The sequence below is a fragment of the Thermodesulfobacteriota bacterium genome (assembly GCA_036482575.1).
Classification (GTDB): domain Bacteria; phylum Desulfobacterota; class GWC2-55-46; order GWC2-55-46; family JAUVFY01; genus JAZGJJ01.
In genome coordinates, this window is the sequence record JAZGJJ010000017.1 from 1 (window position 1) to 9,515 (window position 9,515).

The 9,515-nt window shown below is 59.2% G+C and carries 11 protein-coding genes; all 11 read left to right on the forward strand.

The annotated features are described in order from the left end of the window. Positions 1-274 precede the first annotated feature (274 nt). Positions 275-1,108 carry an exopolyphosphatase gene (locus tag V3W31_00595; GenBank protein ID MEE9613436.1) on the forward strand — a complete coding sequence of 278 codons (834 nt, stop codon included), beginning with the start codon at positions 275-277 and terminating at the stop codon, positions 1,106-1,108. Between the two features lie 34 nt (positions 1,109-1,142). Next, the gene (gene guaB / locus V3W31_00600) at positions 1,143-2,606 is read left to right on the forward strand and encodes an IMP dehydrogenase (GenBank protein MEE9613437.1); all 1,464 of its coding nucleotides are present in this window, start codon (positions 1,143-1,145) and stop codon (positions 2,604-2,606) included. A gap of 53 nt (positions 2,607-2,659) precedes the next feature. Next, positions 2,660-4,219 (forward strand): glutamine-hydrolyzing GMP synthase, encoded by a 1,560-nt coding sequence (gene guaA / locus V3W31_00605; protein ID MEE9613438.1) that lies wholly within the window; start codon positions 2,660-2,662, stop codon positions 4,217-4,219. Between the two features lie 90 nt (positions 4,220-4,309). Further along, positions 4,310-5,011 (forward strand): TIGR00730 family Rossman fold protein, encoded by a 702-nt coding sequence (locus V3W31_00610; protein ID MEE9613439.1) that lies wholly within the window; start codon positions 4,310-4,312, stop codon positions 5,009-5,011. Positions 5,012-5,029: 18 nt separating this feature from the next. Further along, positions 5,030-5,218, forward strand: coding sequence for a hypothetical protein (locus V3W31_00615; GenBank protein ID MEE9613440.1), 189 nt, complete (start codon positions 5,030-5,032; stop codon positions 5,216-5,218). Continuing rightward, entirely contained in the window at positions 5,215-6,297 is a 1,083-nt protein-coding gene (locus tag V3W31_00620) for a hypothetical protein (GenBank protein ID MEE9613441.1), read from the forward strand. The genes V3W31_00615 and V3W31_00620 overlap by 4 nt, the downstream gene beginning before the upstream one ends. Beyond that, positions 6,290-7,255, forward strand: coding sequence for a signal peptide peptidase SppA (gene sppA / locus V3W31_00625; protein ID MEE9613442.1), 966 nt, complete (start codon positions 6,290-6,292; stop codon positions 7,253-7,255). The genes V3W31_00620 and sppA overlap by 8 nt, the downstream gene beginning before the upstream one ends. 153 nt (positions 7,256-7,408) lie before the next feature. Then, positions 7,409-8,731, forward strand: coding sequence for a signal recognition particle protein (gene ffh / locus V3W31_00630; protein MEE9613443.1), 1,323 nt, complete (start codon positions 7,409-7,411; stop codon positions 8,729-8,731). A gap of 15 nt (positions 8,732-8,746) precedes the next feature. Further along, entirely contained in the window at positions 8,747-9,007 is a 261-nt protein-coding gene (rpsP, locus tag V3W31_00635) for a 30S ribosomal protein S16 (protein MEE9613444.1), read from the forward strand. 33 nt (positions 9,008-9,040) lie between these two features. Continuing rightward, on the forward strand, positions 9,041-9,271 hold the full coding sequence (locus tag V3W31_00640; protein ID MEE9613445.1) for a KH domain-containing protein: 231 nt from the start codon (positions 9,041-9,043) through the stop codon (positions 9,269-9,271). After that, positions 9,264-9,515 (forward strand): 16S rRNA processing protein RimM (locus tag V3W31_00645; protein MEE9613446.1); only part of this gene is annotated, 252 nt, incomplete at its 3' end. The genes V3W31_00640 and V3W31_00645, both read left to right, overlap by 8 nt.

A 9,515-nucleotide genomic window follows, 5' to 3' on the forward strand; every position in this document is an offset into this window, starting at 1 on the left:
AAGCTCGATGCAAAGGGAGGCAGGGCGAGGACCGTCCTCCTCAAGGGAGACGAGCTCGCAAAGCACGGCCTGGTCGTCGAGATACTCGATGCGGCCAAGAAGGCCGGGGCCGAAAGGCTGTCCATAGCAACGGAGCCCCTGTATTAGTCCGGTAATGAGGGCGGATGCAATATGCCTCGATCGATATAGGAACGAACACGCTGAGGCTCCTGATAGCCGAGGTTGGTAGTAAGGCTGGGGGGGGGGTCTCAGGCCGCTCGTATATAAAAGGATTATAACCCGGCTCGGCGGGGGCTATACCGAGTGGGGGGGGATAACAGAAGAGTCCGCCGAGAGGACGCTCCGGGCGCTCGAGGAGTTCAGGGCCGTAATCGACAAGCAAGGCGGCGTTAAGGAAATCTTTCCCGTCGCCACGAGTGTCGTCAGGAGGGCGGCGAACGGGGAACGCTTTACCGCCGAGGTAAGGAAGAGGACGGGGTTCGACGTCTCGGTTGTGTCGGGCATTGAGGAGGCGAGGCTCTCTCTTCTGGGAGTTCTTTCGGTCATAGAGGGCGATGGACCGGCCCTGGTCGTAGATATAGGGGGCGGCAGCACGGAGTTTATAGCGGCCGCCACGGGCGAGGTGGCCGGCGCGTGGAGCATGGAGATGGGTGTCGTGCACCTGACCGAAGACCATATCAACTCCGACCCGCCCCTTGCCGAAGAGCTCAGGGGGATGGAGGGGGAGATAGAGGCGGTTATCGAAAGCCTTAAGGGGGCCATGAGGGAAGAGGGGGACGGAGGGGAAGGGGGCACGACCCTCATAGGTACGGCCGGTACGATAACCACGCTCGCCGCGATCGACATGGCTCTCGATAGTTACGACCGGGAGAAGATAAACAACTACATCCTGACCCGCACGGCGGTCGAGAAGATATACCGAGAGCTTTCGGCCATGACGATGAAGGAGAGGGGAGAGGTGCTCTCGCTCGAAAAGGGGAGGGAGGACCTGATAGTGCCGGGCGCGGCCATAGTGCTAAGGACGATGGACTCTTTCGGCTTCGAAAGCATGAGGGTGAGCGACGCGGGGCTCCTGGAAGGCGTAATAATCGACAGGGCGGGGCATTAAGAAGGAAGATGCGAAGGAAGGGGGGGAGTGACAGATGGCTAATACGAAGATAACCAGGGGACTTACATTCGACGACGTGCTCCTCGTACCGTCGTACTCCCGGGCGCTCCCGCGCGACGTGGACGTCTCGACCCGGCTTACCCGTGAGATAAAGCTCAACATTCCTCTCGTAAGCGCGGCCATGGACTCGGTCACCGAGTCGCGCATGGCCATAGCCATAGCCCAGGAGGGCGGCATAGGCATAATCCACAAGAACCTCAGCGTCGACGAGCAGGCCGCCATGGTCGATAAGGTAAAGAAGTACGAGTCCGTGATTATCCTCGAACCCCGCACTCTTGCGCCGGACCAGAAGGTCTCCGACGCCCTTGAGATAATGAAGAAAGAGCAGATATCCGGCTTTCCCATAGTGAAGGACGGGGCGCTGGTCGGGATAGTCACCAACAGGGACCTCCGGTTCGAGACGAAGCCCGGCCGGAAGATAAAGGACATAATGACCAGGAAGGTGGTCACGGCCCCGGTTGGAATTTCCATCGACAAGGCCAAGGCCATGCTCCATAAGCACCGGATAGAGAAGCTCCCGGTGCTGGACAAGCGCGGCAGGCTCCGTGGCCTCATAACCATGACTGACATAGAGAAGCGGGAAGAGTTTCCCGATTCGTGCAAGGACAGGCGCGGCAGGCTCCGGGTGGGGGCGGCGGTGGGGGTCTCGGCCGACCGGGACGAGAGGGCCGAAGCGCTCCTTAATGCCGGAGCGGACGTCATAGTGGTCGATACGGCCCACGGACACAGCAAGGGCGTTATCACCGCGGTAAAGGCGATAAGAAGGAACTTTCCCGACTGCCAGCTCATAGCCGGCAACGTCGCCACTGCCGACGGAGCCGAAGCGCTCATAAAGGCCGGTGTGGACGCCGTCAAGGTTGGCGTCGGGCCGGGCTCCATCTGCACGACGAGGGTCGTGACGGGCGTGGGCGTGCCGCAGATGACGGCCGTCATGGACGCCGTCGCCGTTGCGCGGAAGAAGAAGATCCCCGTCATCTCGGACGGCGGAATAAAGTTCTCTGGAGATATAACCAAGGCGCTGGCCTCGGGCGCCGACTCTGTCATGATGGGCGGGCTCTTTGCCGGAACCGACGAGAGCCCCGGCGAGACCATACTCTACCAGGGCCGGACCTTCAAGGTCTACAGGGGGATGGGCTCCATAGAGGCCATGAAAAAGGGCAGTAAGGACAGGTACTTCCAGGATGACGTTGAGAGCGAGCTTAAACTCGTGCCCGAGGGCATAGAGGGCAGGGTCCCGCACAAGGGGCCCATCTCGTCGAGTATCTTCCAACTCGTAGGGGGGCTTAAGGCGGGCATGGGCTACCTCGGCTGCAGGACCATCCCGGAGATGCACAAAAAGGCCCGCTTCGTGAGGATAACCCCGTCGGGGCTCAAGGAAAGCCACGTCCACGACGTCTTTATGACCAAAGAGCCGCCGAATTACCGGATAGATAGTTAACCGGGGAAACAGTTAAAATGGTCTGCAGCCTCCCTGTGGGATTTTTTCTATAAATGGACATCCATTCCCAAAAAATCCTGATCCTCGACTTCGGCTCGCAGTACACCCAGCTCATCGCCCGCAGGATAAGGGAGGCCAGGGTCTACTGCGAGATACATCCCTATAACGTCGCGCCGGAGTTCATCGAGTCGTTCAACCCCCGGGGCATAGTGCTCTCCGGCGGGCCGTCGAGCGTTTTCGACAGGGGCGCCCCGCGCGTATCGAAGAAACTCTTTCAAACCGGCGTACCGATACTCGGCATCTGCTACGGCATGCAGCTGACTTCGAAGCTCATGGACGGCAGGGTCAAGAAGAGTAAAAAGAGGGAGTACGGCCCGGCCACGCTGAAGGTGGTCGATAGCTGCGACCTCTTTTCCGGGCTCGGGAGGGCGCCGCTAAAAGTCTGGATGAGCCACGGCGACAGGGTGGAAAAACTCCCGAAAGGTTTCAAAGTAACGGCCCGCTCCGGCAACTCGGTCGTCGGCGCTATGAAGAACGAAAAACTTAAGGTCTACGGAGTCCAGTTCCACCCCGAGGTGGTCCACACCCCCAGGGGCACGAAGATAATCAAGAACTTTCTCTTCAAGGTATGCGGCTGCAAGCCCGTCTGGACGATGAGCTCGTTCATAGATACGGCGGTCGAGGAGATACGCGCGAAGGTCGGCAGCGGCAGGGTCGTCTGCGGCATAAGCGGCGGGGTGGACTCCTCGGTCACGGCAGCCCTTGTGCACCGTGCCATAGGCAACAGGCTAACCTGTATATTCGTCGATAACGGCGTGCTTCGGAAAGGAGAAGCCGACAAGGTCTTCGCGACGCTCAGGCGTCACTTCCGGATGAAGATAAGGCTCGTGGACTCTTCGGCGAGGTTCCTGAAGAAGCTCAGGCGGGTCGAGGACCCCGAGAAGAAGCGGAAGATTATAGGCAACGAGTTCATACACGTCTTCGAGGAGGAGGCGGGCAAGGTCAGGGGGGGGAGGGGGGGGGTCGACTTCCTCGCCCAGGGCACGCTCTACCCCGACGTCATAGAGAGCGTTTCGTTCAAGGGCCCCTCGGCCACCATAAAGAGCCACCATAACGTCGGCGGCCTCTTGAAGAGGATGCGGTTAAAGCTCGTCGAGCCCTTAAGGGAGCTCTTCAAGGACGAGGTAAGGGCGCTTGGCCGGGAGCTCGGCATGAGCGAGGAGCTCATAGGCCGCCATCCCTTCCCCGGCCCCGGCCTTGCCGTCAGGATCCTCGGCGAGGTCACCCGTGAGAGGTGCGAAATACTACGCGAGGCCGACGCCATCGTGCTCGAAGAGATAAAGGGCGCGGGGCTTTACGGTGAGATGTGGCAGGCATTCGCCGTATTGCTGCCGGTAAAGTCGGTCGGGGTCATGGGGGACGAGAGGACCTATGAGAACACCGTGGCCGTCCGCGCCGTCGATAGCGTCGACGGCATGACGGCCGACTGGGTCAGGCTGCCGTATGAGGTCATGGCGAAGATATCTTCCCGGGTGATAAACGAGGTCAGGGGCGTTAACAGGGTGGTCTACGATATAAGCTCGAAACCGCCCAGTACTATCGAATGGGAGTAAAAAGCCAGGTGGGTATTTTTGGCAGGGCGGCTTTTATGAAAATCGCTCCACCGCAGGTGGCTCCGAGTACTATAGAATGGGAGTGAAACAGTGCCGATAGACGATCTGAAAGGAAAAGAGACCTGGCGCCTCTTCAGGATACTGAGCGAGTTTATCGAGGGGTTCGAGGACCTCGCGGACGTAGGGCCGGCGGTGAGTATCTTCGGCTCGGCCCGCTTCCACAAACGCAACAAGTACTATAAAAAGACCGTCGAGATATCCCGGATGCTCTCGGAGAACGGCTACGCGATCATAACCGGCGGCGGGCCCGGCATAATGGAGGCCGCCAATAGGGGCGCTACGGATGCCGGCGGCCGCTCGGTGGGGCTCAACATAACGCTCCCCGAGGAGCAGCAGCCCAACCCCTTCCAGAACCTCTCGATCACCTTCAGATACTTCTTCGTCAGGAAGGTTATGTTCGTCAAGTACGCCATGGGGTACGTGTGCATGCCGGGGGGGTTCGGCACGATGGACGAGTTCTTCGAGGCGCTTACCCTCATTCAGACCCACAAGGTACACCCGCTTCCCCTGATACTGTTCGGCTCCGAGTACTGGTCGCCCGTAGTCGATTTCATGGAGAAGACGATGCTCAAGCACGGCACCATATCCGAGGAGGATCTGGGACTCGTAAAGCAGACCGACGACCCCGAGGAGGTGCTGGATATAATCGAGAAGCACAAGGCGTGGAAAGAGGACATGGTAAAGAAGGCGGAGAAGGGGAAAAAAGGGAAAAAAGGGAAAAAAGGAAGCTAAAATGGAGGGGTTAAGAAGATGAGCGAAGGACACGGGCACGAAGAGGAGCTTAAGGATGTTACGGTCGCCCTCGAGGCCGATCAGATCGAGGCGCTCGGGGAGCTTGCCAGGGAATACAGCGAGAAGCTCGGGCAGCAGTGGGATTTGAGCGCCGTCGTGAGGGTGGCGGTCGGAGACCTTTTAACGAAGCTCGGGAGGATGGCATGAAGAAGATGCGTTCGAACTACACCACGGCGCCCAAGGCGAGGGCCGCGGCAACCAGGGACATATCGGTGGAGGAGAGGAACAGGCTCGTCAAACTCGCCCGGGAGAAGCTCGCCTCCGACTTCGAGGCCTACCACCGTAACGCCAACATACACGGCATAGTGGTGAGGCTCCATACCAATTCTTACCACCTCTACGATTTCTGGGTGGAGAACTGGTACGGCGCGCCGCGCGCGGCCACCATCCTTCCGCATGCCCTTATATACGCCGTGACCGGAGTGGAGGGCCACGAGCCGCACGCCTACTATAACCACGAGACGAGGACCGCGATATTCATAAACACCGAGTACTACGGGCAGTGCAAGTCATGGGCCCTCGGCATAGCGGCCGACATACTGGAGACCCAGCACGACGTGCACTCCATCCACGGCTCCTGCGCCATCGTGCACGGCAAGGGGGTCGTCATAATAGCCCCCACCGGCACCGGCAAGAGCACGCACACCTGGGGGCTCATGCAGCTCCCCGACGGAAAGATACATTCGGACGACTGGATATTCCTCACCTACAAGAAGGGGCTCGCCATGGCGGATATATCCGAGAGGAAGTTCTATCTCAGGACCGACATGGTAAAGAGTTTTCCGGACATAGTGCCGCTCCTGGAGAGGTGCAAGTGCGAGAACGTCGAGGACGACGACTTCACCAAATTCCCCAACTCCCGCTGCATACTCGACCCCGAGTGGATAGGGGGGCCGGACAAGTTCGTCGAGAGGGCGGTCGTGAAGTCGGTCATCCTCCTTAGGAGGGACCCGGAGTCCCCCCCGGAGGTGGAGCTCTCCCCGGATGAGGCCATAAAGGTGCTCGAGAAGGGAAGGTTCCAGCGCCTTCCCGGCGCGGGTGGCAAGGAGGGGGAGTTCGGAGAGGAGCCTTTCTATAACCCCTACCTCCTGGTAAAGAGGCCCGAGGTGCAGAAGGCGTTCTTCAGGGAACTTTTCTCTTCCACCACCTGCCACATACTCAATACCGGCGTTGAAAGCGTTGAGGGCAGCCAGCAGAGGATAAGGCGTATCGTAAAAGATGCGTAAGATGAACGTGATAAGGACGGTCGCGGCACTTGCGGTCTTATTCGTCGGGGGATGCGTCAGTATCCCCGCGCCGGGGGTGAAGCCGCTTATTGAGAAGGCAGTAGGCGGCACCGGCGCCGACAAGGTCCTCCTTATAGACATATCGGGGCTTATAAGCGACAAGGAGGAGCGCGGGGTCCTTGGCTTTCAGACGGCGCCGAGGCTTACCGCGAGGATAAGGGAGGAGCTCGACAAGGCCTCGGAGGACAAGCGGGTAAAGGCCGTCGTGCTGAGGATAAAGACACCCGGCGGCGAGGTCACCACCTCGGATATCGTCCACCACGAGATCAAACGCTTCAAGGAGAAGAGTGAAGTGACCGTGGTGGCCGAGCTCATGGGTATCGCCACTTCCGGAGGCTACTACATAGCCTCGGCCGCCGACGAAATTATCGCCCACCCCACCACCGTAACCGGCGCCATAGGGGTCGTGGCCTACAGGATAAACGCCACGGGCCTCATGGAGAAGATAGGGCTCACCGACGAGACCATAAAGTCCGGCGAGAAGAAAGACATGGGCAGCCCCATCCGACCCATGGCAGACGAGGAGAGGGAGCTTCTTCAGGCCATAATAGACTCCATGTTCGAGCGGTTCCTCGATGCGGTAAAGGAGGGCAGGCCGGGTATGGACGAGGCGGCCCTCAAGGAGGTCTCCGACGGCCGGGTCTATACCGCCGAGCAGGCCCTTAAGCTCGGTCTCATCGACCGGATAGGCTACATGGAGGACGCGATAGAGCGCGCGAAGGAGAGGGCGGGCATCGAGGAGGCCAGGGTCGTCGCCTACGCGCGGCCCGGCGACTACAGGAGCAATATCTATTCCTCATCGAAACTCGCCGCTCCATCCACCGTAAACCTGATAAACATAGACGCCGACTTCTTGAAGGGGCCGGGGATGCGTTTCATGTATCTCTGGATGCCGTAATCTACGCCCCGGTCGTGTTTCCCGGCAAGAGCCCGCAACCCCCCCCTCTACCAGCCCCACGGCGCCGTTATTCCGGCGGCGGGCCCGAAATATCTTGACATCTCCCGGTCTTATTTTATATGATTAAATGCTTAATTTTACCCTCAAATAGCTATGCTGGAAACCTTATCGGATAAACTGGCCCGCGTCCTGAAAAACGTGAGGGGCCAGGGAAAGCTCACCGAGGCGAACGTAGAGTCCGCCTTGAGGGAAGTAAAACTTTCTCTCCTTGAGGCGGACGTAAACTTCGCCGTGGTGAAGGACTTTATCGCCTCGGTAAAGGAGAAGGCGCTCGGCGAGGAGGTGCTCCTGAGCCTTACCCCCGGCCAGCAGTTCACGAGGGTCGTGCACGACGAGCTGGCCGCGCTGCTCGGAGGCGAGACCGCGGAGCTGGAACTCAAGGGCAGCCCCGCCGTACTGATGCTCGTCGGGCTGCAGGGCTCGGGAAAGACCACGACGACCGCCAAGCTCGCGAGACTTATAAAGTCCCGCGGCAGGGACCCGTTCATAGTACCGGCGGACCTCGCAAGACCGGCCGCCGTCGAGCAGCTTAAAAAACTCTCGGCCTCCATAAAGGTCGACTGCTTCGACGTGGGGGGGATGACGGACCCGCGCGAGATATGCCGTGAGGCCTTGAGGGTGGCCGGTATAAAGGGCTACGACACCATGCTGGTCGACACGGCCGGAAGGATGCACGTGGACGACGGGCTCATGGACGAGCTGAAGGAGCTTAAGAGGGTCCTCTCCCCGGTCGAGACACTCCTCGTAGCAGACGCGATGACCGGCCAGGACGCCGTCACCACGGCCGCGGGCTTTAACGACGCGGTGGGCATAACCGGCGTGATACTCACGAAGCTCGACGGGGACGCGCGTGGAGGGGCCGCGCTCTCGATGCGCATGGTCACCGGGAGCCCCATAAAGTTCGTAGGCCTCGGAGAGAAGGTCGATTCACTCGAGGTGTTCCACCCCGAAAGGCTCGCCGGAAGGATACTCGGCATGGGCGACGTCCTGACCCTCGCCGAAAAGGCCTATGAGGCCATTGACGAGAAGAAGGCGAAGGAGATCGAAAGGAAGATACGGAAAGACTCCTTTACGCTCCAGGACTTCAGGGACCAGCTCCGGCAGGTAAAGGGCATGGGCTCGCTCGACAGCGTGCTCTCCATGCTGCCCGGCTTCGACGCGATGAAGAAGTCCAAGGGGTTCAGCGTGGACGAGAAGGAGCTTGTGAGGACCGAGGCGATAATAGACTCGATGACCGTAAAGGAGAGGCTCAAACCCGCCATACTGAACGCCCGCAGGAGGGTGAGGATAGCCGGGGGGAGCGGCACCAGGGTCCAGGACGTAAACAGGCTTATAAAGCAGTACGCGCAGATGCGCAAGATGATGAAGAAGTTCAAAAAAGGCGGTATGCCCGATATTCGGGCCTTTTCAGGGTAAGGAGGTAAAAAGAGAATGGCTGTTAAGATAAGACTCGCAAGGTACGGGAAGAAGAAGAAACCTTTCTATCGGATAGTGGTGGCCGAAGGCATCCGTCCGAGGGACGGCAGGTTTATCGAGATACTCGGCACATACGACCCGCTGGAGAACCCGGCGAAGATAGAGGTCGACGGCGAAAAGGCCAGGGCCTGGCTCAAGAAAGGGGCGCTGGCCACCGACACCGTAAAAACAATATTTAAAAAGGCGGGAGTGACCGAAGAGACAAAGGCGGCCTGAACCGATAAAGGGATATCTTTCCGGAGGTGAACGATGAAGGAGTTGATCGAGTCCATTGCAAGGGCGCTTGTAGATAATCCTGACCAGGTAAAGGTTGAAGAGATATCGGGCGACAGGACCTCGGTCATAGAGCTGATGGTCGCTAAAGAGGACCTTGGAAAGGTTATAGGGAAACAGGGCAAGACCGCAAAGGCTATAAGGACGATACTCACCGCCGCGTCGACCAAGCTCAAGAAGCGCGCGGTCCTTGAGATAGTTGAATAAAGAGACGGCTGTACCGGTCGGAAAGGTTGTCGGACTCCACGGCGTAAAAGGGGAGATAAAGATTCTTCTCTTCGGCTCCGCCGAAGGGCTCGAGTGGAAAACGGCCCTGATAGGCGAAACTCCCTACCGTATAAAAAGCTCGCGGAAACACAAGGGGATGCTCCTCGCTACGATCGAGGGCATAGGAAGAATGGAAGAGGCCGAGCCGCTTGTAGGCAGCGAGGTCTCGGTAAGCAGGGAGGAT

What these genes read in the sequence shown, in the direction of transcription:
- guaB (MEE9613437.1), top strand. Translation starts at nt 1,143, where the DNA reads ATGGCTAATACGAAGATAACCAGGGGACTTACATTCGACGACGTGCTC.
- guaA (MEE9613438.1), top strand. Translation starts at nt 2,660, where the DNA reads ATGGACATCCATTCCCAAAAAATCCTGATCCTCGACTTCGGCTCGCAG.
- V3W31_00615 (MEE9613440.1), top strand. Translation starts at nt 5,030, where the DNA reads ATGAGCGAAGGACACGGGCACGAAGAGGAGCTTAAGGATGTTACGGTC.
- V3W31_00620 (MEE9613441.1), top strand. Translation starts at nt 5,215, where the DNA reads ATGAAGAAGATGCGTTCGAACTACACCACGGCGCCCAAGGCGAGGGCC.
- sppA (MEE9613442.1), top strand. Translation starts at nt 6,290, where the DNA reads ATGCGTAAGATGAACGTGATAAGGACGGTCGCGGCACTTGCGGTCTTA.
- ffh (MEE9613443.1), top strand. Translation starts at nt 7,409, where the DNA reads ATGCTGGAAACCTTATCGGATAAACTGGCCCGCGTCCTGAAAAACGTG.
- rpsP (MEE9613444.1), top strand. Translation starts at nt 8,747, where the DNA reads ATGGCTGTTAAGATAAGACTCGCAAGGTACGGGAAGAAGAAGAAACCT.
- V3W31_00640 (MEE9613445.1), top strand. Translation starts at nt 9,041, where the DNA reads ATGAAGGAGTTGATCGAGTCCATTGCAAGGGCGCTTGTAGATAATCCT.